The organism is Kribbella sp. NPDC004875 (assembly GCF_042873375.1).
Lineage (GTDB): Bacteria > Actinomycetota > Actinomycetes > Propionibacteriales > Kribbellaceae > Kribbella.
Window position 1 is genome coordinate 722574 of record NZ_JBIALI010000005.1, and the last position, 25496, is coordinate 748069.

The following is a 25496-nucleotide window of genomic DNA, read 5'->3' on the forward strand; positions in this document are numbered from 1 at the left end:
GGCGATGCTCACTTCACCGGGCTGGCGGGACGTGGTGGTGCTGGGCGGGCCCACAGATCCCGGCCCGCGGCTGACCGGGTCCCGGGTCGTGCTGGAGGTGGCTGAGCATCCGGAGCGCCTGGACGGGCACGTGCTCGTCGTACTGCTCGCGAATGACCACAGCGACTGGCGGATCGACGCACTCATCAGCCGGGCCGCCGCAGCACGAGCCGGGGCCTTGTTGCTGGCCGGAGTGGAGCCGTTGGGCCGTGGAGCGCAACTCCTGGCAGAGCGGTTGCAGCTGCCCGTCCTGGGCTGTCCGGATCCGCTGGCAGCACACGAGCATCTGCGGCGCGTGACCAGCGAGCCGGAAGTAGTGCGATCCGATCTGGTACTGCGAGCAGTGTCCGCGTTACGACGAGCGGACGCTGATCTGACGTCGGTACTACGGACGACATCCGGCGTACTGAGTCGGCCGATCACGTTGGCGGGGGCTGACGGTGGGACGCTCGCCGGTGAGCCGTTGGAGTCGAGTGAACGGTCTGAGTTGGTCGCTGCACTGCCACGGGTGCCGGTGGCGTGGGCCGCGCCGTACCGGGTCGATCTGCCGAGTGGTGCGGTGCTGATCGCAGTGGCGGTGGTCAGTGTCGGGCCAGTGTGCTGGCTGGTGGCGCGGTTGCCGGGCGTGGTGCCTGCTGAGGTTGACGCCGTACCCGAGGTGCTCAGTGTGGTCGCGCCGGCCGTGGGGGAGCGGCTGGTACTACGCCGCTTGGAACTGGAGCGCGACGCACGCCAACGTACGTCGCTCCTCGGTGAGCTGCTGCATGGCGAGCCGTCGGAGGCGACGCGGCGGCGGGCAGTCGATCTGGGCTGGCAGCTCGACGGCTGGCACACGGGGATCCGGATCGGTGCCGACGGCCAGGTGGATGTCGCCGGCCGCTGGGCCGATGTGGTGGAGGCGTTCGACGCGGAGGGCCTGCACGCCGTAGTGGTCGAGCAAGGCGAAGGATGGTCCGCGTGGATCACCGCGGTCCGCGAGCCGACGGCGACCGAGGTACAGGAGCAGGCCGCCGCTATCCGCCGGGTGCAGCGCCGCCTGGTACCGACGGTGGACGCGTACGTCGGAGTCGGCAGGGTGCAGCCCGGTCCCAGCGGAATCGCCACCACCCTCGCTGAGGCAGGTGACGCGGCCGGTCTGGCCCGTAGTCGTGCCGAGACCGGTCGCTTCCTGCACGTGGACCGCTTGGGCCTGGCACAGCTGCTCCTGGCCTGGACCCGGACCGACACGTTCCAGCCTGCCGCCCAGGCTCTCCTCGCCCCGCTCAAGGACCAGCCCGGTGACCTGGTCACCACACTGGCCGTCTACCTGGACACCGAGTCGTCCCTCGCCGAAACCGCGGCAGTACTAGGCATCCACCGCAACACCGCGGCCGCCCGCATCGCGAAGATCCAGCACCTGCTCGGAGTGGACCTCACCAACCCGGACGAACGCCTCGCTCTGCACCTGGCGTCCCGCACTACCCCTACGGAGTAGGCGCGTCCTGCCGCAGCAGCCCCGCCGCCTTCAGATCCGACCACAGCGCGGCCGGCACCTCGGTGCGAGCCAGCGTCGCGTTGGTGTGCACCTCTTCGGGCGTCCGGCAGCCGACGGCGATGCCGGCGACCGCGGGGTGTGCCAGCGGGAAGGCGAGTGCAGCAGCAGGCAGCGTGGTGCCGTGCTGTTCGCAGATGTCGGCCAGCTTGTTCGCCTTGTCCACGAGCGACTGCGCGGCAGGCTCGTAGTTGAACGTGGCGCCGGACGCCGGACGCGGCTGCGACATCAGACCGGAGTTGAAAACGCCGACCGCAACCACCTGTACGTCGTTGTCCACACAAGCCGGCAGTACGTCGTCCAGCCCGTCCGGATCGATCAGCGTGTACCGACCGGCCAGCATGATCACGTCGATGTCGATCTCACGGACGAACCGGGTCAGCATCGCCGACTGGTTCATCCCCGATCCGATCGCCCGGATCACGCCCTGGTCCCGGAGCTCGATGAGCGTCGGGAACGCGGTCGCGACGGCCTCGTCGTAGTGGTCGTCCGGGTCGTGCACGAACACGACGTCCAGCCGGTCTGTCCCGATCCGGCGCAGCGAGTCCTCGATGCTCCGCAGGACGCCGTCCCGGGAGAAGTCCCAGCGCCGGCGTCGCGTCGTACTGATGTCGAAGCCTTCGTCGTCCGACGCGGCATCCGGGGCGTTGTAGATGATCCGGCCGACCTTGCTCGACAGCACGTAGTCGGAGCGCGGTTTGTCCTTCAGCGCGACGCCGAGCCGCTCCTCGGCGAGACCGAGGCCGTAGTGCGGCGCAGTGTCGAAGTACCGCCAGCCCTCGTCCCAGGCGGCGTTCACGGCCGCGGTCGCCTCGGCGTCGCTGACCTCGCCGAGCAGGTTGCCGAGCGGCGCGCCGCCGAGCCCGACCCGTTGGCCGTCCGGGAAGAGCTTGATCCCGGCGGTCATTTCCCGGCCGCCGGGAGCCGCAGGTTCTGCATTCCGCCGTCCACGGCCAGCGCCGTCCCCGTGGTCGACCCCGAGAGCGGGCTCGCCAGGTACGCGATCGCGTTGGCGACCTCGTCGGCCGATACCAGCCGACCCATCGGCTGCCGGGCCTCGAGGGCGGCCCGCTCGGCCTCCGGGTTCGCCGCGACGTCCAGCAGCCGGCCGACCCACGGGGTGTCCGCGGTGCCCGGGTTCACGCAGTTCACCCGGATCCCCTCGCGGACGTGGTCGGCGGCCATCGCCATCGTCAGGGCCAGGACGGCGCCCTTGCTCGCGGAGTAGAGCGCCCGGTTCGGCAAGCCGGCGGTGGCGGCGATCGAGCAGGTGTTGACGATCGCGGCGTTCTCCGACTTGCGCAGGTACGGCAGTGCGGCGCGGGTCACCCGGGCGATCCCGACCACGTTCACGTCCAGGACCCGGTGCCACTCGTCGTCGTCGTTCGCCGCGACCGTGCCCTGGGCGCCGATCCCGGCGTTGTTCACCACGATGTCGATCCCGCCGAGTTGCAACGCCGCGGCGGAGACAGCGTCGCGGACCGAGCCGTCGTCGGTGACGTCGGCCGCGATCCCGGTCAGCGGTTCGTCGACGTCCGGCTTCAGGTCGAAGACGACCACCCGGGCGCCGCGGGCCGCGAGCAGCGTGGCGGCGGCGAGGCCGATGCCCGAAGCGCCACCGGTGACTACTGCGCGCAGGCCGTCGAAATCGGTCACTTGTTCTCCTTGGTCAGATCGGTCCAGATCTTGCCGGCCGGGTACCGGAAGTCGGTCAGGGTGCGTGCGTCCATCTCGGCGCCGAACCCCGGCCGCACCGGCGCCACGTAGTGCCCGTCCCGGATCACCACCGGGTCCAGGAAGTGCTCGTGCAGGTGGTCGACGTACTCGATCACCCGGTCGTCCATTGCTCCGCTGACCGCGACGTAGTCGAACATCGACAGGTGCTGGACCAGCTCACACAGTCCTACCCCACCCGCGTGCGGGCACACCGGTACGCCGAACTTCGCGGCCAGCAGCAGGATCGCGATGTTCTCGTTCACGCCGGCGACCCGCGCGGAGTCGAGTTGGAGCACGGACAGCGCCCCGGCCTGCAGCAACTGCTTGAACACCACCCGGTTCTGCACGTGCTCACCGGTCGCGACCCGGATCGGCGCGATCGCCTTGGCGATGGCCGCGTGCCCGAGGATGTCGTCGGGGCTCGTCGGTTCCTCGACCCACCAGACGTCGTACGGCGCCAGCGCCTCGACCCAGCGGACCGCGTCGGCGACGTCCCAGCGCTGGTTGGCGTCGACCGCGATCCGGATGTCCGGCCCGACCGCCTCCCGGGCGAGCCGCATCCGGCGGATGTCGTCGTCCAGGTCGGCGCCGACCTTCAGCTTGATCTGGGTGAACCCCTCGGCGACCGCCTCGTGGCACAGTCGCACCAGCTTCGCGTCGTCGTACCCGAGCCAGCCGGGCGTCGTCGTGTACGCCGGGTACCCGCGCTCCCGCAGTACCGCCTCCCGCTCCGCACGACCGGCCTTCGCCGACCGGAGGATCTCGAGCGCCTCCTCGGGCGTCAGCGCGTCGGTCAGGTACCGGAAGTCGACCAGGTCGACGATCTGCTCCGGCGTCAGGTCCGACAGCAGCTTCCACAGCGGTACGCCGGCCCGCTTGGCGGCGAGGTCCCACACGGCGTTGACGACCGCGCCGATCGCCATGTGCATGACGCCCTTCTCCGGGCCCAGCCAGCGCAGCTGCGAATCGTGTACGAGCGACTTCCAGAAGCCACCGAGGTCGTTCAGCGTCGCGTCCAGGTCCAGGCCGAGTACGTGGTCGCGGAGCGCCTCGATCGCGGTCGTCTGGATGTCGTTGCCGCGGCCGATGGTGAACGCGAACCCGTGCCCTTCCAGCCCGTCGCCGGCGTCGGTCCGCACGATGACGTACGCCGCGGAGTAGTCCGGGTCGGTGTTCATCGCGTCGGAGCCGTCAAGGTCCAGGGACGTGGGGAAACGGACGTCGTACGTCTCGAACTCGGTGAATCGTGGCATCAAGGACCCGATCTGCTGCGTGGGCGGACTGACGGAGGAATCCTATAGGATATGTGGCTTGAGCGACAGATCTCCCCGGACCCGCACCACTCACCAACCCGGCCCACGGTGCACATCTTCCGCCCGCTTCCCGCTCAGTGGCGGCCCCGCCCTCGCCGTCGGCGGGGGTTGGTGAGTGGTGCGGGTCCGGCCCCGTAGAGTCTGTGAGATGGACGGGCGCGACGGGGTACTCCGGCTGGGCGGCCGGTCGTTCGGGGTGGGTGAGTTCGCCGTGATGGCGATCGTGAACCGGACCCCGGACTCGTTCTTCGACGGCGGCGCGACGTACGCGACCGAGGCGGCGCTCACCGCGATCGACCAGGCGGTCGCCGACGGTGCGGACCTGGTCGACATCGGCGGCGTCAAGGCCGGGTACGGCGAGCCCGTCGACGAGGCGGAGGAACTGCGCCGGACGGTCGATTTCGTCGCGACGGTCCGGGAACGGCACCCGGAGCTGCTGATCAGCGTGGACACGTACCGTAGCGGCGTCGCCCGGCGGGTCGGCGCGGCCGGGGCGAACCTGATCAACGACACCTGGTCCGGTCACGATCCGGAGCTCGCCGGCGCGGCCGCCGAGGTCGGCGCGGGCCTGGTCTGCAGCCACGTCGGCGGCCTCAAACCGCGCACTGATCCGCATCGGATGGCGTACGACGACGTGGTCGCGGACGTGATCCGGACGACCACCGCGCTGGCGGAGCGGGCGATCGCCGCCGGTGTCCGCCCGGACGGCATCGTCATCGATCCGACCCACGACTTCGGGAAGAACACCCTGCACTCGCTCGAGGTGACCCGCCGGGCCGACGAGCTCGCGGCGACCGGCTGGCCGGTGCTGATGGCGATGTCGAACAAGGACTTCCTCGGCGAGACCCTGGACCTGCCCTCCGGCCGCCGTGGCCCGGCGACGCTGGCCGCGGTGAGCGTCGCGGCCTGGCTCGGTGCCCGGGTGTTCCGGGTCCACGACGTGGCCGGTGTCCGGCAGGCGCTCGACCTGGTCGCCGTACTGCGGAAGACGGCGACCCCCGCTTACACCCGAAGGAGTCTGGTGTGATTTACGACCGTGCAGCCGGGGCCGAGCTCACCGAGGACGAGCTGATCGCCGCGTACACCGTCGCCGACCGCTCCGTGACCCGGCTGCGGGTCAACTTCGTCACCAGCCTCGATGGCGCGGTGACGCTCGAAGGTCTGTCCGGCGGTCTGTCCAGCAAGGACGACCAGTTCATGCTCGGCCGGCTCCGGATGCTCGCCGACGTCGTCCTGGTCGGCGCCGGCACCCTGCGCGCGGAGGGGTACGGCGGTCTGCGGCTCGGGGCCAAGCGACGGGCCTGGCGTACGGATCACGAGCTACCCGAGAACCCCACCCTCGCCGTCGTGAGTGCACGCCTCGAGCTGGCGGCCGACAGCCCGGTCTTCACCGAGGCTCCGACCCGGCCGATCGTCATCACGTGTGCCGCGTCTCCCGAGGGGCAGCGCGAAGCCTTGGCGAAGGTCGCGGACGTGCTGGTGTGCGGCGACGACGCCGTCGACCTGACCGCGGCCGTGGACGCGCTGCGCGAGCGCGGGCTGACGCAGATCCTCTGTGAGGGCGGCCCACACCTGCTGGGGTCACTCACCGACGCCGACCTGGTCGACGAGCTGTGTCTGACGGTCTCGCCGCTGCTCGCCGGACCGGGAGCGCGCCGGATCACCGACGGCCTGGCTGCCACCGACGCGCGCCCGCTGTCGCTCTTGCACGTCCTCTCCACGGAGGACGGCTTCCTGTTCCTGCGGCACGGTCGGGAGCCGCGCTAGTGCCCGTCGTCGCAGCGGCCGTCTGTCCGCACCCGCCGATCATCGTGCCCGAGCTCGCCTTCGGCGCCGCGCCCGAACTCGATCCACTGCGCGCCGCCTGTCTGTCGGCCGTCGACGCGCTGGCGGACACCGCCAGCGTGATCGTCGTCGGCTCGGCGCCCACAGCGGCAACGTACGGCGCCGGCACCGCAGGCTCCTTCGGCCCGTACGGTGCGCCCGAGGTGCGGATCGGGGCCGGTGCGCCCGTCTTGCCGCTGTCGTTGACGGTCGGCGGTTGGCTGCTCGACCAGTCGAAAGCCGCCGGTGTGCCACGGATGTACCTCGCAGTCGCTGCGGACGAGGCCCCGGCGAGGTGCCTGGAGATCGGCAGGGAGATTGCCGCGGGCGACGATCGGGTGGGTCTGCTGGTGATGGGTGACGGCTCGGCCCGGCGCAGTGACCACGCGCCGGTGCACCTGCATCCACGTGCGGAGATCTTCGACGCGACGGTCGCCAACGCCTTGCGGACAACGGATCTCGAGGTGCTCGCCGCCCTGGATCCGGATCTCGCGACCGTTCTCCAAGCGGCCGGTCGCGCCCCCTGGCAGGTCCTGGCCGGTGCATTACACAACGCCGGCCTGACGGGCGAGCTGCTCTACGACGCAGCGCCGTACGGCGTGGGTTATTTCGCCGCCAGTTTCACTTAGATTCCACCTGCTCCAGGGCGGCATGAACAAGCGCGGCCGCAACGATCATCCGCGGTTCTGTGGATGGCGTCGCTGATACTGGCCGGGTGACTGAGGAACGCACGGGGTATCGACGGTCGGCGAAGTCACCGCGCGGTGAGGCGCGGCGGAAGGACCTGCTGGACAAGGTCGCGGACGAACTCGGGACCAACGGGCTCGTCGACTTCTCGCTGCGGCGCGCGGCGAAAGCGGCCGGTACGACGCACAAGGTGCTGCTGTACCACTTCGAGGGAACCGAGGACCTGCTCACGCAGGCCGTCCTGCAGTTGCGCGAGCGGCGCATCACGCGGGCGCTCGAGGCGGCGACCGGTGGGCCGGCGGAGCGCTCGTTGGCGGACCGGGTGCGGTCCATGTGGCCGACGCTGATCGGAGCCGAGTCGTGGGTCCTCGACCAGGCGATCGGCCTCGCGATGTACGACGCCGGCCGGTACGCCGACCTCGCGCGGTCGGCGTCGCGCCAGTACCTGCCCGCGCTGCTGTCGCTCTGTCCCACGGACTGGCCGGACGGGCGCAAGCGTGAGGTGGCGGAACTGATCCTCGCGACGCTGCGGGGATTCCTGATCGAGTGGCGCACGAGTGGCGACGCGGACGGGATCGACGCCGGGTTCCAGGCGCTGATCCGGGCGCTGGAGCGTGAGGAGCAGCCCTAGGTGGTGTCTGGCAATTCCCCGCCTACCGCGCCGAGCATCTGCTCGCTACGGCGCGGAATTGCCAGACACGACCTGGACAGTTTGCGAACCACGTGGTTCACTTTGGGGATGCGCGAGAGTGTGAGCTTCCCGAGTGCGGGCGTCGCGTGCGCCGCCTGGCACTACCCGGGGACCAACGGCGGGTGCGTGGTGATGACCGGCGGCTTCGGAGTCACGAAGGAGCCGGGGACGGACCGGTTCGCGGAGCAGTTCGCCGCGGCGGGGTTCAGTGTGCTGGCGTTCGACCATCGGCATCTCGGCGAGAGCGGCGGTGCGCCCCGGCAGGTCGCCCGGGTCGCGGATCAGCTCGCCGACTGGCGGGCGGCGATCGCCTACGCCAAGTCGCTTCCGGGGGTGGAGCGGGTCGCGATCTGGGCGTTCTCGCTGGCCGGCGGGTACGTCGTACAACTGGCCGCGGAAAATCTCGGGCTGGCGGCCGCGATCGCGCAGTCCGCGAATGTCGACGGGCCGGTGGTTGCTCGCAACGCGTCGCGTTACCAGACGCCGTGGTCGGCGGTCCGGTTGTTCGGGCGGGCGCTCCTCGACACGGTCGGCGGGGTGTTCGGCCGGCCGCCGCGGTTGGTGGATCTCGCGGGGCCGCCTGGGACAGTCGCGTTGCTCAACACGCCGGACGCCCAGCTGAGCGACGCGACTCTCAACCCGGACAACCGGTACCCGGACTGGCAGCAGGCGATCGCCGCCCGGTCGGTCCTCCCGGCGGTGTTCTACCGGCCGAACAAGTACGCCGCCGGCGCGCGCTGCCCGATCCTGTACGTCGTCTGCGAGGACGATCAGTCAGCGTTGGCGGCACCCACGTTGAAGGCGGCCGCCACCACTCCGAAGGCCACCGTCCTCCAGGTCCCCGGCAACCACTACGCGCCGTTCCTGGAGCGCACGCCCAGGTCGTCGAGGCAGAGCTCAGCTTCCTCCAGAAGCACGTGGCGGTCACGTCCACGCGCCCGGCCTGAGCCACCGATTCCCCGCCTACTGCGCGGAATCTGCCAGGACGATTTCCACCGGCACGACCGGCCAGCGGTCTGCTGTGGCGGCGAGGTCTTGTCGGCCCGCTGTCCGCAGCTGCTCGATCAGTTCGGCGCGGGCCTGGTGGACCGCGGCAACTGCCGCGTCGGCGTCTGCGTGCGGACCTGACCAATTGCAGACCGCGTCTCCGGCGTACCAGTCACCGGCGGCGGATCGTCGTACGTGGGCCGCCGCCAGGCGACCTGCGGGCATCTTCGGGCCGGCGAGTTCGAGCACCGTCTCGACGGCCACGACGTCAGCGTCGAGGTCGAGCGCCGGGACCAGTTCGACCGCGTCGGTCCGCACGAAGTGGTAGCCCGCAGGTGCTCGTGCGGTGAGCCAGTCGAACGCTCGGTCGGCCGTCTCGCCGAGCTCAGCGGCCAGTTCGGGGTCCAGGGTCTGTACGCCGCAGAGGCGCGGATCGGTCGGACGCAACGCGGCCTGGCAGCGTCGCATCAGCATCTCCTCGGGCAGCGACTGCCGCCGCCCGGCGATCCGCGACAGCCCGACGATGTCGAAGTTCAGCTCGTCAGGCGTCCGCTTCCGCCCCGGCGCGAACTCCTCGCCGGGGCGCGTACCGCGCGTCGTCCACGGACCGACATGCCATCGGGTGAGCGCCGTCATACCGGCACCCTAACTAAGCCCCTTTGACGGGTGCCGGGACGCCGAAGGTCTTGGCAAGGTCGGTGAGGATCGCCCACGCGCCCTGAAGGCCGACCGCGGTCATCCAGGTCAGGTCCGGGACGTCGTGCACCTTCGCGGCCAGCGGCTTCCACAGCGGGTTGGCCTTGAACTGGGCGGCCGTCTTCGCACTCAGTCCCTTCTCGTCGGCGTACTCGGTGACGAAGATCGCGTCGCCGTCGGCGTCCTTGATGCGCTCCGGGCTGATCTCCAGCGCGAAGCCGTTCACATCCTGGGACTTCGGCCGCTTCAGGCCGGCGTCCTTCAGCACGATCCCGGAGAAGCTCGCGTTCTGGTAGAGCCGCGTCGGGCCGTCGACGAACCGGACCACCGAGATCGACGGGTTGCCCGCCTTGGCGTTGATCGCGCCGCCGACGGTCTGGGCCGCCTTCTCGTACGCCGTGATCTCCTTCTCGGCGAGATCCTCCGCGCCGAGCGCCTTCGCCTCCATCCGGATGTTGTCCTTCCAGGTCGCCCCGGTGGTCTCGGACATGATCGTCGGCGCGATCGCGGACAGCTGGTCGTAGAGCTTCTCGTGCCGCACCTTCGCGGTGACGATCAGGTCCGGGTTCAGCTCGGCGATCTTCTCCAGGTTCGGCTCGGCGAGCGTGCCGACGGTCTGCGCCTCGGAGCCGTACTTGGTCGCATCGTCCCCGAGGTACTCCGGCAGTTTTCCGTTGATGCTGCGGTAGTCGGTGTAGCCGACGACCGGGGTGTCCAGGATCAGCGTCGCGTCCACGAAGCTGGCGTCGAGCGCGACCACGCGCTTCGGTTTGGTCTTGATCTCGGTCTTGCCCATCGCGTGCTCGACGGTGCGCGGGAACCCGGCGGTCGAGTCGGCCGCGGCGTCCTCGCCGTCGCCGGAATCCGACGATCCACAGGCGGTCAAGGCGAGCGCGGCGGCAGCGAGCAGGGCGGTGATGCGGGGCAAGCGCACAGGTGTCTCCAGGCACAGGTTAGGGTGACTCACGACCTCACCAAGTAAGGCAAACCTAACCATATGTCCTCCACCGCCCCGGCCGCACCGCGCACTGCGCGTCGTGCGGTACGCCGCACCACCTGGCTGCTCGCTCTCGTCGTCGTCGCGGTGCTGGCGTTCGCGGCCGGCCTCGCGTTCGGTTCGCGCTGGCTCGGACCGGGCGCGTTGTGGCACGCGTTGGCCGCGAACACCGGGTCCGATCCGGACGTGATCATCCGCAGCCTGCGATTCCCGCGAACGGTCGTTGCCCTGCTCATCGGTCTGTGCCTCGGGATCGCCGGCACGTTGATGCAGGGTCACACCCGGAACGCGCTGGCCGAGCCCGGCATCTTCGGGGTGAGCTCCGGCGCGGCGTTCGCGGTGGTCCTCGGGTTGCAGCTCGGTGTGGTCGAGTCGGTTGCCTCGACGGTCTGGGTCGCGCTCGTCGGCGCGTTGATCGCGACGTTCGCCGTACAGCAGCTTGCCTCGCGGGGGAGTGGGGCGACGCCGGTCGGGTTGGCGTTGACGGGCGCCGCGGTGGCCGCGTTGCTCGGTGCGTTGACGTCGTCGATCGTGTTGCTGGATGCGGACACGTTGGACAGCTATCGCTTCTGGGCAGTGGGTTCGGTCGCGGGTCGTGGGCTCGATGTGGCCGGCCAGGTGCTGCCGTTCGCGGTGGTCGGGCTGGTGCTGGCCGCGGTCAACGCGCGCGATCTCGACATGCTTGCCCTCGGCGACGACGTGGCGGCCGGGCTCGGTCTCTCGATCCGGCGTGCGCGCCTGGTCGGCCTGGCAGCGATCGGCCTGCTGACCGCGGCCGGTGTCGCCGCGTGTGGCCCGATCGGGTTCCTCGGTCTGCTGTCCGGTCACGTCGCGCGGCGCATCTTCGGGGCCCGCAACACCTGGCTGATCCCGGCTGCCGGTGTCATCGGCGCCACCACGTTGGTGCTCGCGGATCTCGTCGGGCGACTGGTCGGCGGTGCCGGCGAGGTCCAGGCCGGCGTGGTCCTCGGGATCGTCGGAGCTCCGCTGTTCGTGCTCGTCGTACGCCGCCGGGCGGTGGCGCTGTGAGATCACGGACCGTTGTCCTCAGCATCGTTTGCGCGGCCCTCGCGCTGGTCGTCGCGATCGTCTCCCTGAGCGTCGGTACGACGAAACTCCCGATCGCGGACGTGGTCGAAGTACTGCTCGGTGGTGGCCGGCGCGGCACCCGCCTGGTCGTTCTCGAGTTGCGGCTGCCGCGCGTCGCGACCGGTCTGCTGGTCGGCATCGCGTTCGCGGTGTCCGGTGCGCTGCTGCAGACGCTCTCGCGCAATCCGCTCGCCAGTCCGGACATCGTCGGCGTGAACTCCGGTGCATCCGCGGGCGCCGTCGCGGTGATCGTGCTCGCGGGCAGCGGCGGCGGCAATATCTCCGGCCTCGCGGCGAAGGCCGGGATCCCGTTGGCCGCGGTGCTCGGTGGGTTGATCGCGACGCTGATTGTCGGGGCGCTGTCGGTCCGACGTGGCGTGGTCGACGCGGGCAAGGTGGTACTGATCGGCGTCGGGATCGCGGCCGCGGCGAACTCGCTGGTGGCCTGGCTGTTGGTGGTCGGCGACGTGAACGATGCCGGTCGAGCAGCCGCCTGGCTGGCCGGTTCGCTGAACGCCCGGGCCTGGAGCGACGCAATCCCGGTGCTGACAGCTGTCGTGCTGTTGTTGCCAGTAGCACTGATGTTCAATCGGGATCTGTCTGCCCTGGTACTCGGCGACGACCTGGCGTCGTCGCTTGGTGTTCGCGTTGCGCGGATCCGGCTGGCTCTGCTGGTGATCGCGACCGTCCTGGCCGCCATGGCGACCGCGGGCGCCGGTCCGATCGCGTTCGTCGCGTTGGTGGCCCCACAGGTCGCGCAGCGGTTGACTCGGATGGAGCGGCCGCCGTTGCTGACGACTGCGATGCTCGGCGCGCTGTTCGTCGTACTGGCTGATCTGCTGGCTCGGAACGGGTTGCACTGGGCGCACGTCGGTCCGTACGAGTTGCCCGTCGGCGTCGTCACGGCCGCCTGCGGAGCGCCGTACCTGCTTCACCTCATCGGTCGTCAGCAGAAGGGACGCTAGTGCATATCGAGAACCTGACCCTCGCTTACGACGCCGATGTACCTGTCGTCGAAGGGCTGACGCTGGAGGTGCCGTCCGGTCAGCTGACAGCGATCGTCGGTCCCAACGGGTCCGGCAAGTCCACGCTGCTGCGGGGGATGAGCAGGCTGCTGACGCCGCGCAGTGGGCAAGTGCTGCTGGACGGCAAGGACATCCACCAGCTGCCGGCCCGTGAGCTGGCCCGGAAGCTCGGTGTGCTGCCGCAAGGGCCGGTGACACCGGAAGGGATCACCGCGGCGGAACTGGTGTCGCGGGGACGCCATCCGCATCGCGGTCTGTTCGGGCGGCTGACATCTGCCGACGACGCGGCGATCGAGGAGGCACTGCGAGCCGTCGAGCTGACCGGGCTTCGTGAGCGACCTGTTGACCAGCTGTCCGGCGGTCAGCGCCAGCGGGTGTGGATCGCGATGGTGCTGGCCCAGGGGACCCAACATCTGCTGCTGGACGAGCCGACGACGTACCTCGACCTGGCGCATGCAGTGGATGTGATGAACGTGGTCCACGCGGCGGCGGTCACCGGGAGGACGGTTGTGGCAGTGCTGCATGATCTGACCCTGGCGGCGCAGTACGCCGATCATCTGGTGGTCATGGGGGACGGGAAGATCGCAGCAGCGGGCCGTCCGGCCGACGTACTCACGGCTGACCTGCTGGCCGGCGTGTTCGGCCTGAAGGCAACCGTGGTGGAGGTTGGCGGGGCGCCGGTCGTCGTACCTGACCGTAGGCTGGCCGGGTGACGTACACCGCGAGCCGTCTGGCGGACGTGCTGGCCGACTCGGTCAGCTGGATGTCCGTGCGTACGGCGTCTGCGGTGCCGGACCCGGACTGGGTGTCCTGCGCGGACCTGCTCGCGGAACAGCAGGCCGGTGGCGACCCGACGCTGGCGTGGCGCTCTGCCGCGGCTGCGGACTATGCGCGGGACTACGACATCGAGGCACCTGTGCAGGTCGCGGCCATGTTCACGCTCATGTGGTACGTCCAGGTCCCCACACTGGTCGCGGCTGTCACCACTGCGGTGACTGGGATGTCGCCGGACGTTTCACCGTCGGCGTTGGCGTTCAAGCGGCACCCGACGGCGCATTACCCGACCGACGTCGCGTTGCTGTCCGATGCGGTCGTGCCGATGGAGGTTGCGGCACAACAGCTGAAGGCCCACACCACAGCGTTTCTGGACACTTACCAGCCCGGCGTGAAGCTCGGGTCCTTGCAGCGGTTCGGTGCCGTCGACGACGAAGTACGAGCGGCGATCCGGTTGCCCGAACAAGCGCCGTACGCCGAACAGGCCGCTGCGGCGTTCGGGGTCTCCCTGGAACAGAAGCTGCGGACGTCGTGCTGCTACTTCTACGTGCTGCCGAACGTGACGGCCTGCACCACCTGCCCGCGTTTCCGCTGATTGGTCTATCCGGGCTGCGCCGACGGGATTGCCGGGTTCTGCCGAGCCGCGAAGGCTGGTCGGCATGCGCTGGACACGAGTAGTGGTGGCGAGTGGACTGATGGTGACGACGGCCGGACTGGCGCCTGTGGCGCGAGCAGCCGGCGCGACACCGGGTATGTGGACCGAGACGTCGTACAGCTCGGTCTTCAAGGACAGCGGGCGGTCGGCGGACGCCCGCGACGACATCCGGCTCGACACGGCCAAGAACGACTACGAAGCGGCGCAGATCGTGCTCCGCGGACCGGCCGCGTTCACCGTGAACAAGATCGACTTCAGCCCGCTGACCGGTTCGCGGGACGCGATCCCGGCGAGCGAGCTGAGCTACAACCCGGTCGGGTACGAGTACCTGAACCACAACTCGGTGTTCGGCGGCAACCAGCCGGTGTACCCGACCACGCGGACCGCGCCGGGTGACTTCCCGGACCGGTTGCTGAACCAGCCGAGTGTCGACGTACCGGCGAACCAGACCCAGTCGCTGTGGGTCCGGGTGCATGTTCCCGCGACCGCGAAGGGCGGCGTCTACCGCGGCCGCGCCACGGTTCGTACGACGAACGGGAACCTGAGCGTCCCGATCACGGTGAACGCGCGCAACGTGGTGATCCCGCCGGCGAACAAGAGCGAGTTCACCAACGTGATGTGGACCAACTTCCTCGGACTGACGTCGTACGACCCGGGGGACGGCGACACCGTGAAGCTGTTCTACGGGCACGACCGGTACTCACCGGGCTGGTGGCAGCTGATCGACAACTGGGCCGACACCATGAAGAAGTACCGGCAGAACAACCTGCAGCTGCCGTTGCTGAACCTGCTCACCGACGGCGGCAGCAAGGTCGATGCGGACGGCAACTACACGTTCAGCTTCAGCCGCTTCGACGAGGTGGTGCAGCGGTTCCTGGACAAGGGTGTGGTGAACCGTCTCGAGGGCTTCACCGGCGCCGGTCCGCAGAACCGGGACCACAACAGCCAGTACCCGCGCTATCTGGTCGAGGTGACGCCGAAGGAGACCGGCAAGCAGGTGCCGGACTACGTCTGGTGGGACACCCCGGAGGCGGAGAACTGGTACAAGCAGTTCTATCCGGCACTGCGGCAGCACCTGGCCGACAAGGGCTGGCTGAGCATGTTCTGGATGCACGTCGGCGACGAGCCGGGCGCCGGCGGTGACCCGGGCTGGTTCGGCGTCGCGAACAAGCTGCGGCAGTACTGGCCGGACGTGAAGATCGGCGACGCGGTGGTGAACGACCTGGCCGCGCGCGTGGCGCAGTCCGAGGACATCGTGATCCCGAACCTGTTCACGTACACCCTGAACCCGGCGCCGTTCGACGCGGAGCGGGCCAAGGGCAAGCCGCTGTGGTTCTACAACTGCAACATCCCGGTCGGCAACCACCTGAACAGGTTCATCGACCAGCCGGAGTGGAGTCAGCGGCAGACCATGTGGCTCGCCTACGGGCGCGGCGCGACGGGGTACCTGCACTGGGCGTACGGCAACTGGCAGTACAAGATGGACAACCAGGATGTGAAGGGCGACGGCTACATCGTCAGACCGGACGCTGTGCACAACACCGTCGAGGCATCGCCGCGGTACGAGTCGCTGCGGGACGGTATGGAGGACTGGGAGGTCCTCAACCACCTCGGCAAGACCAATCCGGGTCTCGCACACGACCTGGCGACCAGTCTGGTGCAGCGGAGCGACAAGTACTCGCCGGACGTGAACTACATGCAGCGGATCCGCGCGATCGCACTGGACGCTGCTGCTGGACTCCCCGTCGCTCCGAAGGATCTGGTGCGCGCTGCTTCGGCATCCAGTGGTGACGCTGCGAAGGCCGTCGACCACAACAGCTCCACGGCGTGGCAGCCGGCGAGCGGTACGGGCACCAATTGGGTGCAAGTCGACCTGGGCCGGCAGGCACAGGTGGACGGCATAAGGCTGCGCTGGGGGAGCACGTACGCGAACAAGTACCGCGTGCTGATCTCGTACGACGGCACGAAGTGGGCCGAGGCGGGTCAGGGGACCGGTGACGGTGCGGACGACTTCGTCGGGCTGAACGCGAAGGCGAGGTACATCCGGGTCGAGGCCACCAGCTCCAGCGGCGGCGCGACGCCGTACCAGTTGCTCGACTTCGAGGTGGCGGGGAGTCAGCTGGCGCAGCAGAACCTCGCGGGCGGGAAGGCGTACGAACGGACCGAGCCGTCGAGCCGGTTCCCGGACGCCACGAAGACCGAGGCCACCGATGGTGTGCTCGGCGACGACTGGGGTGACGGGAAGAGCTTCGGGTACGAGCTGCTGAACGTCGGTGACAGCGTGCACCCGGTGGTGACCATCGACCTCGGACGGGCCCAGGCGGTCGGCAAGGTCCGCGTGCACGCCTACGAGGAGTACCCGGACTACCGACCGGATCAGCTCACGGTCTCGACCAGCACGGACGGGACGAACTTCACCCAGCGGGCGCGACTCGGCTCGGTGAACGGCGCGTCGAACATCTGGTACGACGTCGGCTTCGCGCCGGCGTCCGCGCGGTGGGTGCGGGTGACCTTCGACAAGGCGCGGACGAACGACCGGAACACCGGGATGTTCCTGGACGAGATCGAGGCGTACGGACACTAGTTCGCCCACTAGTCCGCCCAGTAGTTCGCTCTGAGCGGAACCAGCGGTACCTGTCCTGATCCGGCCGGATTCTGTCGGTGGCGCCGGGGAACATGGCGATCATGAGTCGACTCGCTGCCCAGGCGTCACCGACCGGTAATTCTCTGGTCGGTTGTCCAGTCCCCGACCCGGAGCTAGGTTCGCTGACGTGACCTCGCCAGGTGCTTCTCCGGCGACGACTCCGATCGGCTCCCGGGCCGAGGCGGAGGGTTACGTCGCGATGGTCTGTTTCAAGCACGGTCCACCCCGGCTGTACGGCGTCGAACTCGAATGGACCGTGCATCACGCGGAGGATCCGCACCGGCCCCTCGACGCCGGCCGACTGCGCAAAGCCCTGGGCGTGCACGCCCCGGCGACCCTGGTGAGAGGCAGTCCACAGCTGCCACTGGGCCGGGGCGCCCTGGTCACCGTTGAGCCGGGTGGCCAGGTCGAGATCTCCCTCCCGGCCTCGGAGTCGGTCCCGCAGTTGATCGACGACACAGCAGCCGATGCCGCCGAGCTCACCTCTCTTCTTCTGGACGCGGACCTGGTCCCCGGGGCCTACGGCCTGGACCCCTTCCGCACACCCCGCCGCATCCTCACCGTTCCGCGCTACGCGGCGATGGAACACGCGTTCCGGCGCCTCGGGCCGCACGGACCGCGGATGATGTGCAGCACCGCCGGCCTGCAGATCTGCCTCGACGCCGGCGAATCCGATCAGACCGCACTGCGCTGGCGGGCCCTGCACGATCTCGGCCCCACTCTGGTCGGCCTGTTCGCCAACTCCCGCCGCCGGGCCGGTTCGGACACCGGTTGGGCGTCGGCGCGGACCGAGGCGACGTTCGGGACCTGCGCCCCGTTCACCGAGCCGCCGCCGCTCGACGGCGACCCGGCCGCGGCCTGGGCCCGGATGGCGATGGAGGCGCCGGTGCTGTGCCTGCGTCGCGGCGACACCTGGGACGCGCCGGTAGGACTGACCTTCGGCGCCTGGGCGGACGGACAGCTGCCCGGCGACAGGCCGACGTACGACGACCTGGAATACCACCTGTCCACGCTCTTCCCGCCGGTGCGACCGCGCGGGTACCTCGAGGTGCGCTACCTCGACGCGCAGTCCGGCGACGGGTGGATCGCCCCGACCCTGCTGCTCACCGCACTGATGTCCAGCCCGCTCGACCGGGTGCTGGCGGCGGCCGAGCCGGCCGCCGGTCGCTGGTTCCCCGCGGCCCGCGAAGGGCTCGAGGACACCTTGGTACTGCGCGCCGCCCGCGACGTGGTGGCCCTCGGGACCGAGGTGCTGGACCGGACCGGTGCGGATCCCGAACTTGTCGCAGCGGCCGCGACCCGGCTGCAGCGCATCGTCGACAACACCCAAGGAAGGCGAGCCTCATGAATCACCAACTCTCCGAACTGTCACCGGAGGGCTTGCGTGCGTATGTCGCGGAGCAGCTCGAGCGGTCCCGGGCACGGACCGTGCAACTGACCGACGCGGTCGACACCGACGACCTGGTCAAGCAGCACTCGAAGCTGATGTCGCCACTGGTCTGGGACTACGCGCACGTCGGCAACCAGGAGGAGCTCTGGCTGGTCCGCGACGTCGGCGGGCGCGACCCGGTGCGCCAGGACATCGACGAGCTCTACGACGCGTTCCAGCACGCGCGCGCGGACCGGCCTTCGCTCCCGTTGCTCGGTCCGGTCGAAACCCGCGCGTACGTCACCGAGGTGCGGGACAAGGTCCTCGACGTACTCGATCACGTGAAGTTCGACGCCGGGCGTGAGCTGGTGGACGACGCGTTCGCGTTCGGCATGATCGCGCAGCACGAGCAGCAGCACGACGAGACGATGCTCGCCACCCATCAGCTCCGGGCCGGCGCGCCCGTGCTGGACGCGCCGGCGCCGCCTCCAGGTCGCGTGTTGCCGACGGCCGAGGTGTTCGTGCCGGGCGGCGTGTTCGAGATGGGTACGTCGATCGAGCCGTGGGCGCTGGACAACGAGCGACCGGCGCACGCCGTCCACGTCGCGCCGTACGTGATCGACACGGTGCCGGTGACGAACGGGGACTACCTGCGGTTCGTGCTCGCCGGTGGGTACGACGATCCGCGGTGGTGGTCCGAGGCCGGATGGGCGCATGTCCGCAAGGCGTCGCTGGTCGCGCCGCGGTTCTGGGCGCAGGCCGACGGGGAGTGGTGGCGGTTGCGGTTCGGCCACCAGGAGCGGCTGCCGATGGACGAGCCGGTGATGCACGTCTGCTTCTACGAGGCCGAGGCGTATGCGAAGTGGGCGGGCAAGCGGCTGCCCACCGAGGCCGAGTGGGAGTTCGCGGCGCGGTTCGACCCCGCGTCGGGGCGGACGCGGCGGTTCCCGTGGGGTGACGAGTCGCCGGGTCCGCAGCACGCGAACCTCGGCCAGCGACACCTGCGACCCGCGCCGGTAGGGGCGTACCCGGCGGGTGCGTCGCCGCTGGGCGTGGAGCAGTTGATCGGTGACCTCTGGGAGTGGACGTCGAGCGACTTCACGCCGTACCCGGGGTTCCGTGCGTGGCCGTACGACGAGTACTCGCTGGTGTTCTTCGGTCCGGACTACAAGATCCTCCGCGGAGGTTCGTTCGGCACCGACGAGGTCGTTGCCCGCGGCACCTTCCGGAACTGGGACTACCCGATCCGCCGGCAGATCTTCGCCGGCTTCCGGTGCGCCCGCGACCCGCGTCCTGAGGAGCTGCACGCCTGATGTGCCGCCACCTGGCGTACCTCGGTCCGCCGGTCACGCTCGCCTCCTTGGTGCTCGAGCCGGACCATTCCCTGTACGAGCAGAGCTGGGCGCCCGCCGACATGCGCGGCGGGGGTTCGGTCAACGCCGACGCCTACGGCCTGGCCTGGTACGTCGACGGTCGCGTCGTGCGATACCGGCGCGACATCCCGATCTGGACCGATGACAATCTGCCGGGGCTGGCGGGCTCGATCCGGTCCGGTGCCGTGGTCGCCGCGGTGCGCAACGGGACCGACCGGATGCCGCACACCGAGGCAGCGGTCGCGCCGTTCACGCACGAGAACTGGGCCTTCAGCCACAACGGCCGCATCACGGGCTGGCCCGACGCGACCGTGAAACTGGCCGAACGGCTTCCGGTCGCAGATTTGCTCCAACTCGACGCCCCGGTCGACTCCGCGCTGCTGTTCGCCCTCATCACCGCCCGTTTCGCCACCCATTCCGCACAGGACGCGGTCAGCTCGGTGGTGCGCGACGTCGAGGCCGCCGCACCGGGCTCCCGCCTCAACGTCCTGCTGACCGACGGCGAGCAACTGATCGCGACCACCTGGACCCACTCGCTGCACGTCCGCCGGTCCGACGACTCCATCACGGTCGCCTCCGAACCATCGGGCGACGGCTGGACCGAAGTACCCGATCGTTCCCTGCTCGTGGCCACCGCCACCACGCTCCACATCACCCCGATGGAAGGACGAGAGTGACCCTCATCGACGTACATCTGACCCCGGACTATGCGGCACGGGCGTTGCGGGAGGACGTTCGGGCGGGGCTGACGGCGACGCCCAAGTGGCTGCCGCCGAAGTGGTTCTACGACGCGCGGGGGAGCGAGCTGTTCGAGGAGATCACGCGGCTGCCGGAGTACTACCCGACGCGGGCCGAGCGGGAGATCCTGCAGGCGCGGGCCGGTGAGATCGCGGCGATCACCGACGCGCACACGCTGGTCGAGCTCGGGTCGGGTTCGTCGGAGAAGACGCGGCTACTGCTCGACGGGTTGCGCGACCACGGCACGCTGACGTCGTTCGTGCCGCTCGACGTCTCGGAGTCCGCGCTGCGGGAGGCGGCTGACGCCATCAACGCCGACTACCCGAAGCTCGACGTACACGGTGTGGTCGGGGACTTCACCGCACACCTGGACAAGTTGCCGGGTGATCCGCCGCGGGTGGTCGCGTTCCTCGGCGGCACGATCGGCAACCTGATCCCGGCCGAGCGGGAGACGTTCTACACCGCGATCCGGGACGTTCTCGAGCCCGGCGAGTGGCTGCTGCTCGGCACCGATCTGGTGAAGGATCCCGCGACGCTGGTGGCGGCGTACGACGACGCGGCCGGCGTCACCGCCGAGTTCGACAAGAACGTGCTCCGGGTCATCAACCGGCAGCTCGGTGCGGATTTCGACGTGGACGCGTTCGAGCACGTCGCGGTCTGGGACGCGGACAACGAGTGGATCGAGATGCACCTGCGTGCCACCCGCGCGATGCGGGTGCTGATCCCGGAGATCCACCTCGAGGTCGGATTCGAGGAGGGGGAGGAGATCAGTACCGAGATCTCCGCCAAGTTCCACCGCCCCGGCGTCGAGGCCGAACTCGGCAAAGCAGGCTTCACCCCGGCCGCCTGGTGGACCGACAGCAAAACCCGCTTCGCTTTGTCACTCTGGAAGGCGGTCTGAAGGACCAGCCGCCCCACCCAGTCCCACCTCGCGAGAGGTGGCACCGCGGTCTTGGGTGCTAACCGCAGCCGTCACCCCGCGCAGCTCGCACCACCGTCCCACCTCGCGAGAGGTGGGACGGTGGTGTGTTGTGCCTATCCGCCCTGCTTGATCAGTCCGTTGATCTTGTCGGTGTAGGCCGAGAGTTCGCTGACCGGCTTCTTGCCGCTCAGGATCGGCTGGTAGTTGGCCGTGGTCAGGTCACCCACCTGCTGCGCCCACTGGGTCGTGAAGCGGACTCCGACCGTCTTCTCCGCACCCAGGTCGGCCTTCACCGTGTCGACGACCGTCGGCTGCTGCGCCTTGGTGAGCGCGTCGAAGTAGCTGGTCTGCGCCGGGGTGTACGCCGGCGGCGCCACCGGGGAAGCCGGCAGTACGGCGTCCCACACCTTGGTGTTGATGTACGACAGCACCTTGAACGTCGCGTCCTGGTCCTTCGTGTACTGCGGCGTGCAGATCCCGACCGAGTCGTACAGCGTGGTCGGCGTCTGCACCTGCGGGAACGGCGCGAACCCGTACTTGATCTTCGGCTTGTCGGTCTGGAACCCGGCGGCCAGCCACTGTCCGCCGAACGTCATCGGCACCTTGCCGGCCGCGAACAGCGACTGCACGTTCGCGGCGTCGTACCCGGGTGGCGCGACGGAGCCGTTCTTGATCGCCGCGACCAGCTTCTGCACACCCTCCTGGTACTTGTCGTCGGTCTCGGCCTTGGTCGGGTGGTTCACGTTGTCGGTGAACGGCGCGCCGCCGGCCGAGACGGAGTACATGCTCATCGTGAACGGCCCGTCGGCCGACGTCAGCTGGTCCGCGACCAGGCCGTTCTTCGCGCCGTTCTTGTTCGCCAGCTTCGCGGCCGCGGAGTACATGTCGTCCCAGGTCCAACCGGCCTTCGGCAGTGGTACGCCGGCCGCGGTGAAGGCGTCGGCGTTGTACCAGACGCCGTACGTGTTCATCAGCGACGGGAGGCCGCCCATCTGGCCGTCGGCGGTCTTCCAGTTCTCGATCGCGGACGGGACGAACTTGTCGGCCTTGAAGTCGCCGTCGCCTTCCTTGATCTTGTCGGCCCAGTCGACGAGCAGACCCTGCGACGTGTACTGCTGCTCGGTGTCGTTACCGCACCAGAACAGGTCCGGGAGCTTCTTCGCCTGGGTCAGCGACGCGAGCTTGTCGCCGTACTGCCCGCTCGGGGTGTCGAGCAGCTGGACTTTGACGTTGTCGTCCTTGAAGTCCGCGAGTGCCTTCTTGATCGCGGCGTTGGTCTCCGCCGACTCCCACGTCATCACCGTGACGGTGACCGGACCGCTGCTCGAGCCGCCGGAGTCCGCGCCGCCGCCGCACGCCGAGGCGGCCAGCAACCCGGCGCACGCCAGCGCGGCGACACCCAATGTCGGTTTCACAAGGAATCTCCTTCTATTTCTGAGTCGTGCTGCCGAGAGCGCCGAGGCCCTGGATGAAGTAGCGCTGCGCGGCGAAGAAGATGATCAGCGGCGGCAGCATGTACAGCAGGTTGGTGGCCATGTAGTAGCTCCAGTCCGGCGTCTTGCCCGCGAACGGCGAGACGAACGCCGCCATACCCACCGATAACGGCCACTTGCCGGACGAGTACAGGTAGACCAGCGGGTTCAGGTAGTCGTTCCACGACGCCTGGAACGCGAGGATCGCCATCGTCAGCCAGGCCGGCCGGGTCAGCGGCAGCATCACCTGGGTGAAGATCCGCAGGTGCCCGGCGCCGTCGATCTTGGCGGCCTCGTCGATCGAGTACGGGATGGCCAGGAAGTACTGCCGGGCCAGGAAGATGAACAACGGGTTCCCGCCGAGGAAGGCAGGCACGATCAGCGGCAGCCAGGTGTCGTACCAGCCGATGCTCTTGTACATCTGGAAGAGCGGGATCAGCCCGACCACACCGGGGAGCAGCATGCTGCCGACGAACAGGTAGAACCACACCTTGCGCCCCGGGAACCGCAACCGGGCCAGCGCGTAGCCGGCCATCATCGCGGTCATCACCCCGCCGAGCACGCTGAGCGCGGTGATGATCATCGAGTTCAGGAACAGCTTCGGGAAGTGGATCGCCTTCGGCCCGTTGACGAAGTTGCTCCACGTCCACTCGTGCGGCAGCAGCTTCGGCGGGATGTCGAACACGGCGGTCCGGCTCTTCAGCCCGATCGTGATCATCCACAGCAGCGGGACGACCATCACCGCGCAGATGAACAGCGCGACGACGTACCACGCCGTCGTACCGACGACTCGCGGGTTCTTCTTCGGTGGCGGGACGGCCGGAGTCGATGCGGGCGTCACCGGGGGAGCTTCAGTCGGAAGTGCTGTCACTGTACGTCCAGAGTGAGGAGAACTTCGCGGTCAGGGCGATCACGGCGATGATCAGGATGAACAGCACCCACACCTGCGCCGAGGCGTACCCGAGCTGCGGGATCTTGCCCAGGGTCGGGAAACCGTTGTTGTAGATCCCGAGCATCAGCACGTTGGTACTGAACCCGGGTCCACCGCCGGTCAGGATCTTCGGCTGGTTGAACGTCTGCAGCGCGGCCGTGGTCTGCAGGATCACCTGCAGCAGCATGATCGGGCCGATCATCGGCAGCGTGATCCGGAAGAACACCGACCACGGGCCGGCGCCGTCGACCTTGGCGGCCTCGTACAACTCGGTCGGCACCGACTGCAGCGCGGCCAGGAAGATGATCATCGTGCCGCCGACGCCCCACAGCATCACCAGAACCACTGCGGGCATCGCCATCTTCGGGGACTGCAGCCACAGACTGGTCGGCAGCCCCAGCCGGTCGAGGATCGTGTTCATCAGCCCGACCTGCGGGTCGAGGATGAACTTCCACAACGTGATCGTCGCGACCGCGGGCAGCACCACCGGCAGGTACGCCAGCGTCCGGACCACCCGGACTCCGGCGAACCGCTGATTGCAGAACATCGCCAGCGCGAGACCGATGATCAACGACAACGGGACGTACAGCAACACCAGGTAGCCGGTCGCCCGGAGCGCCGGCCAGAACGCCGGGTCGGTCGTGAACAGCCGGCGAAAGTTGCCCAGGCCAACGAAGACCGGGTCGGTCAACCCGTTGTACTTCGTCAGCGCGAGATAGAACGATCGGATCAGCGGATAACCCACGAAGGCGAGGAATCCGATCATCGCGGGCGCGATGAACAGGTACGCCGCCTTCACGTCGGAGCCGGCATTACGGCTCATCCCACCACGCGCGCGGGTGCGCTTTCTGGTGGTGGATCCGCCTAGAGGAGAACTACTCATCCGGCCTCCTGGACGGTAACGTTTCCAACGTTTTACTGTTGGGTGACGATGCCGTGTCGTGAAAAGGAAGTCAACCCCGTGTCCGAAACGTTTCCAAGCAAGGCTGAGACCCCCCGGCCGACGATGATCGATGTCGCCCGGCGGGCGGGTGTCGGGCTGGGCACGGTGTCGCGGGTGGTGAACGGTGGCCACGGCGTCCGTGACGAGACCGCGCAGCGGGTCCGCGCCGCGATCGACGAGCTCGGGTTCCAGCGCAACGAGGTCGCCCGGGCGCTCCGGCCGGGCAAGAAGTCGACCAGCCTCGCCCTGGTGCTCGGTGACCTGACCAACCCGTTCTACGCGAGTATCGCGAAGGCCGCGCTCGAAGTCGCCGGGCAGTCCGGGTACGCCGTCGTACTGGGCTCCGTCGACGAGGATCCCGAGGGTGAGAAGCGGGCGATCCAGGAGCTGGTGAGCCGCCAGGTCGCCGGGTTGATGATCGTCCCGGACCAGGGCGACCACTCGTTCCTCGAGGGTGCCGGCGTACCGGTGGTGTTCCTCGACCGGCCTGCCACCGGGATCGACGCGGACATCGCGATGGTCGACAACGAGGGCGGTGGCCGGCTCGCGACCGAGCATCTGCTGGCGCAGGGGCACGAGCGGATCGCGATCCTGCTCGCCCCGTCGTACTACACGACGGGCCGGCGGCTGCGCGGGTACCGGCGGGCGTACCGCAGCGCCGGCCTCGACGTCGACGAGTCGCTGGTGATCCAGCTGCCCGAGGGCAACGCGGAAGCCGCCGAGAAGGCGACCCGCGAGGTGATGCTGCGCCCCGACCCGCCGACTGCGATCTTCGCCTCCACCAACTTCCTGACCGAAGGTGTCCTGCGCGCCCTCGGTGAGCTCGGCCGGGAGCCCGCGGTGGTCGGGTTCGACGACTTCCGGCTGGCCGACATGCTGCCGACGCCGGTCACGGTCGTTGCCTCCGACATCGCCGAACTCGGACGCAGCGCGGCGCGGTTGCTGCTCGATCGCGCATCGGGCACCGATACCCGTCCGCCGCAGCGGATCGTGCTTCCGTGTGCGCTGGTCGAGCGCGGGTCCGGCGAGCGCCCGCCGGGTTCTGCTGCGAAGAGAAGGCCTCGCTGACCTCCCGCCGCA

Annotated in this window: 23 protein-coding genes and 1 pseudogene; 16 read left to right on the forward strand and 8 right to left on the reverse strand. The window is 69.2% G+C overall.

Annotation, left to right across the window (positions count from 1 at the left end):
- The first annotated feature begins 4 nt into the window (after window positions 1-4).
- Entirely contained in the window at window positions 5-1513 is a 1509-nt protein-coding gene (locus ACFYRH_RS29945) for a PucR family transcriptional regulator (protein WP_387782322.1), read from the forward strand.
- On the opposite strand, the gene ACFYRH_RS29950 is transcribed toward ACFYRH_RS29945, so the two are convergent.
- From ACFYRH_RS29950 to ACFYRH_RS29960, 3 genes are read right to left on the reverse strand one after another with little or no spacing between them, the layout of a single operon-like run.
- The gene (locus ACFYRH_RS29950; protein WP_387782324.1) at window positions 1503-2477 is read right to left on the reverse strand and encodes an aldo/keto reductase; all 975 of its coding nucleotides are present in this window, start codon (window positions 2475-2477) and stop codon (window positions 1503-1505) included. The genes ACFYRH_RS29945 and ACFYRH_RS29950 overlap by 11 nt on opposite strands.
- Window positions 2474-3226, reverse strand: coding sequence for an SDR family NAD(P)-dependent oxidoreductase (locus ACFYRH_RS29955; protein WP_387782326.1), 753 nt, complete (start codon window positions 3224-3226; stop codon window positions 2474-2476). Before ACFYRH_RS29955 ends, ACFYRH_RS29950 begins: the two co-directional genes overlap by 4 nt.
- Window positions 3223-4539 (reverse strand): L-fuconate dehydratase, encoded by a 1317-nt coding sequence (locus ACFYRH_RS29960; RefSeq protein ID WP_387782328.1) that lies wholly within the window; start codon window positions 4537-4539, stop codon window positions 3223-3225. The genes ACFYRH_RS29955 and ACFYRH_RS29960 overlap by 4 nt, the downstream gene beginning before the upstream one ends.
- A 208-nt stretch (window positions 4540-4747) precedes the next feature.
- Here ACFYRH_RS29960 and folP point away from each other — a divergent pair, with 208 nt between their 5' ends.
- The 5 genes and pseudogenes from folP to ACFYRH_RS29985 all read left to right on the forward strand — a co-directional run.
- The gene (gene folP / locus ACFYRH_RS29965) at window positions 4748-5626 is read left to right on the forward strand and encodes a dihydropteroate synthase (protein ID WP_387782330.1); all 879 of its coding nucleotides are present in this window, start codon (window positions 4748-4750) and stop codon (window positions 5624-5626) included.
- Window positions 5623-6366 (forward strand): pyrimidine reductase family protein, encoded by a 744-nt coding sequence (locus ACFYRH_RS29970; RefSeq protein WP_387782332.1) that lies wholly within the window; start codon window positions 5623-5625, stop codon window positions 6364-6366. The genes folP and ACFYRH_RS29970 overlap by 4 nt, the downstream gene beginning before the upstream one ends.
- Entirely contained in the window at window positions 6366-7052 is a 687-nt protein-coding gene (locus tag ACFYRH_RS29975; RefSeq protein WP_387782334.1) for a class III extradiol dioxygenase subunit B-like domain-containing protein, read from the forward strand. Before ACFYRH_RS29970 ends, ACFYRH_RS29975 begins: the two co-directional genes overlap by 1 nt.
- Before the next feature lie 86 nt (window positions 7053-7138).
- Window positions 7139-7741 carry a hypothetical protein gene (locus ACFYRH_RS29980; RefSeq protein WP_387782336.1) on the forward strand — a complete coding sequence of 201 codons (603 nt, stop codon included), beginning with the start codon at window positions 7139-7141 and terminating at the stop codon, window positions 7739-7741.
- 192 nt (window positions 7742-7933) lie between these two features.
- Window positions 7934-8662, forward strand: a pseudogene (locus ACFYRH_RS29985) (alpha/beta hydrolase); the annotation flags it as partial.
- 102 nt (window positions 8663-8764) lie between these two features.
- Here the strand turns inward: ACFYRH_RS29985 and ACFYRH_RS29990 are convergent.
- Both ACFYRH_RS29990 and ACFYRH_RS29995 read right to left on the reverse strand, forming a co-directional pair.
- Complete coding sequence (locus tag ACFYRH_RS29990) at window positions 8765-9424, reverse strand: hypothetical protein (RefSeq protein WP_387782338.1); 660 nt, start codon at window positions 9422-9424, stop codon at window positions 8765-8767.
- A 13-nt stretch (window positions 9425-9437) separates the two neighbouring features.
- Entirely contained in the window at window positions 9438-10418 is a 981-nt protein-coding gene (locus ACFYRH_RS29995) for an ABC transporter substrate-binding protein (RefSeq protein WP_387782339.1), read from the reverse strand.
- Between the two features lie 63 nt (window positions 10419-10481).
- Between ACFYRH_RS29995 and ACFYRH_RS30000 the strand changes: the two genes are divergently transcribed.
- The 9 genes from ACFYRH_RS30000 to egtD all read left to right on the forward strand — a co-directional run bounded on the left by ACFYRH_RS30000 (window position 10482) and on the right by egtD (window position 21049).
- A complete protein-coding gene (locus ACFYRH_RS30000; protein WP_387782341.1) occupies window positions 10482-11510 on the forward strand; it encodes a FecCD family ABC transporter permease in 1029 nt (342 codons plus the stop codon).
- A complete protein-coding gene (locus ACFYRH_RS30005; RefSeq protein ID WP_387782343.1) occupies window positions 11507-12535 on the forward strand; it encodes a FecCD family ABC transporter permease in 1029 nt (342 codons plus the stop codon). Before ACFYRH_RS30000 ends, ACFYRH_RS30005 begins: the two co-directional genes overlap by 4 nt.
- Window positions 12535-13308 (forward strand): ABC transporter ATP-binding protein, encoded by a 774-nt coding sequence (locus tag ACFYRH_RS30010; protein ID WP_387782345.1) that lies wholly within the window; start codon window positions 12535-12537, stop codon window positions 13306-13308. Before ACFYRH_RS30005 ends, ACFYRH_RS30010 begins: the two co-directional genes overlap by 1 nt.
- The gene (locus ACFYRH_RS30015) at window positions 13305-13964 is read left to right on the forward strand and encodes a (2Fe-2S)-binding protein (protein ID WP_387782347.1); all 660 of its coding nucleotides are present in this window, start codon (window positions 13305-13307) and stop codon (window positions 13962-13964) included. The genes ACFYRH_RS30010 and ACFYRH_RS30015 overlap by 4 nt, the downstream gene beginning before the upstream one ends.
- A gap of 64 nt (window positions 13965-14028) precedes the next feature.
- Window positions 14029-16608: a glycoside hydrolase domain-containing protein gene (locus ACFYRH_RS30020; RefSeq protein ID WP_387782349.1), complete on the forward strand. Its 2580-nt coding sequence runs from the start codon at window positions 14029-14031 to the stop codon at window positions 16606-16608.
- A 187-nt stretch (window positions 16609-16795) separates the two neighbouring features.
- On the forward strand, window positions 16796-18016 hold the full coding sequence (locus ACFYRH_RS30025) for a glutamate-cysteine ligase family protein (protein WP_387782351.1): 1221 nt from the start codon (window positions 16796-16798) through the stop codon (window positions 18014-18016).
- Window positions 18013-19350, forward strand: a complete 1338-nt coding sequence (gene egtB / locus ACFYRH_RS30030; protein ID WP_387782353.1) for an ergothioneine biosynthesis protein EgtB — start codon at window positions 18013-18015, stop codon at window positions 19348-19350. Before ACFYRH_RS30025 ends, egtB begins: the two co-directional genes overlap by 4 nt.
- On the forward strand, window positions 19350-20087 hold the full coding sequence (gene egtC, locus ACFYRH_RS30035; protein WP_387782355.1) for an ergothioneine biosynthesis protein EgtC: 738 nt from the start codon (window positions 19350-19352) through the stop codon (window positions 20085-20087). The genes egtB and egtC overlap by 1 nt, the downstream gene beginning before the upstream one ends.
- The gene (gene egtD / locus ACFYRH_RS30040; RefSeq protein WP_387782357.1) at window positions 20084-21049 is read left to right on the forward strand and encodes an L-histidine N(alpha)-methyltransferase; all 966 of its coding nucleotides are present in this window, start codon (window positions 20084-20086) and stop codon (window positions 21047-21049) included. The genes egtC and egtD overlap by 4 nt, the downstream gene beginning before the upstream one ends.
- A gap of 134 nt (window positions 21050-21183) precedes the next feature.
- Here the strand turns inward: egtD and ACFYRH_RS30045 are convergent, their stop codons facing one another.
- From ACFYRH_RS30045 to ACFYRH_RS30055, 3 genes are read right to left on the reverse strand one after another with little or no spacing between them, the layout of a single operon-like run.
- Window positions 21184-22485, reverse strand: a complete 1302-nt coding sequence (locus ACFYRH_RS30045) for an ABC transporter substrate-binding protein (protein ID WP_387782359.1) — start codon at window positions 22483-22485, stop codon at window positions 21184-21186.
- Between the two features lie 13 nt (window positions 22486-22498).
- Window positions 22499-23383, reverse strand: coding sequence for a carbohydrate ABC transporter permease (locus tag ACFYRH_RS30050; protein ID WP_387782361.1), 885 nt, complete (start codon window positions 23381-23383; stop codon window positions 22499-22501).
- Between the two features lie 10 nt (window positions 23384-23393).
- Window positions 23394-24296: a carbohydrate ABC transporter permease gene (locus ACFYRH_RS30055; protein WP_387782363.1), complete on the reverse strand. Its 903-nt coding sequence runs from the start codon at window positions 24294-24296 to the stop codon at window positions 23394-23396.
- A gap of 138 nt (window positions 24297-24434) precedes the next feature.
- On the opposite strand from ACFYRH_RS30055, the gene ACFYRH_RS30060 reads away from it, so the two are divergent.
- Window positions 24435-25484: a LacI family DNA-binding transcriptional regulator gene (locus tag ACFYRH_RS30060; protein WP_387782365.1), complete on the forward strand. Its 1050-nt coding sequence runs from the start codon at window positions 24435-24437 to the stop codon at window positions 25482-25484.
- Window positions 25485-25496 lie beyond the last annotated feature (12 nt).

What these genes read in the sequence shown, in the direction of transcription:
- ACFYRH_RS29945 (WP_387782322.1), top strand. Translation starts at nt 5, where the DNA reads ATGCTCACTTCACCGGGCTGGCGGGACGTGGTGGTGCTGGGCGGGCCC.
- ACFYRH_RS29950 (WP_387782324.1), bottom strand. Translation starts at nt 2,477, where the DNA reads ATGACCGCCGGGATCAAGCTCTTCCCGGACGGCCAACGGGTCGGGCTC.
- ACFYRH_RS29960 (WP_387782328.1), bottom strand. Translation starts at nt 4,539, where the DNA reads ATGCCACGATTCACCGAGTTCGAGACGTACGACGTCCGTTTCCCCACG.
- folP (WP_387782330.1), top strand. Translation starts at nt 4,748, where the DNA reads ATGGACGGGCGCGACGGGGTACTCCGGCTGGGCGGCCGGTCGTTCGGG.
- ACFYRH_RS29990 (WP_387782338.1), bottom strand. Translation starts at nt 9,424, where the DNA reads ATGACGGCGCTCACCCGATGGCATGTCGGTCCGTGGACGACGCGCGGT.
- ACFYRH_RS30000 (WP_387782341.1), top strand. Translation starts at nt 10,482, where the DNA reads ATGTCCTCCACCGCCCCGGCCGCACCGCGCACTGCGCGTCGTGCGGTA.
- ACFYRH_RS30020 (WP_387782349.1), top strand. Translation starts at nt 14,029, where the DNA reads ATGCGCTGGACACGAGTAGTGGTGGCGAGTGGACTGATGGTGACGACG.
- egtB (WP_387782353.1), top strand. Translation starts at nt 18,013, where the DNA reads ATGAATCACCAACTCTCCGAACTGTCACCGGAGGGCTTGCGTGCGTAT.
- egtC (WP_387782355.1), top strand. Translation starts at nt 19,350, where the DNA reads ATGTGCCGCCACCTGGCGTACCTCGGTCCGCCGGTCACGCTCGCCTCC.
- ACFYRH_RS30055 (WP_387782363.1), bottom strand. Translation starts at nt 24,296, where the DNA reads ATGAGCCGTAATGCCGGCTCCGACGTGAAGGCGGCGTACCTGTTCATC.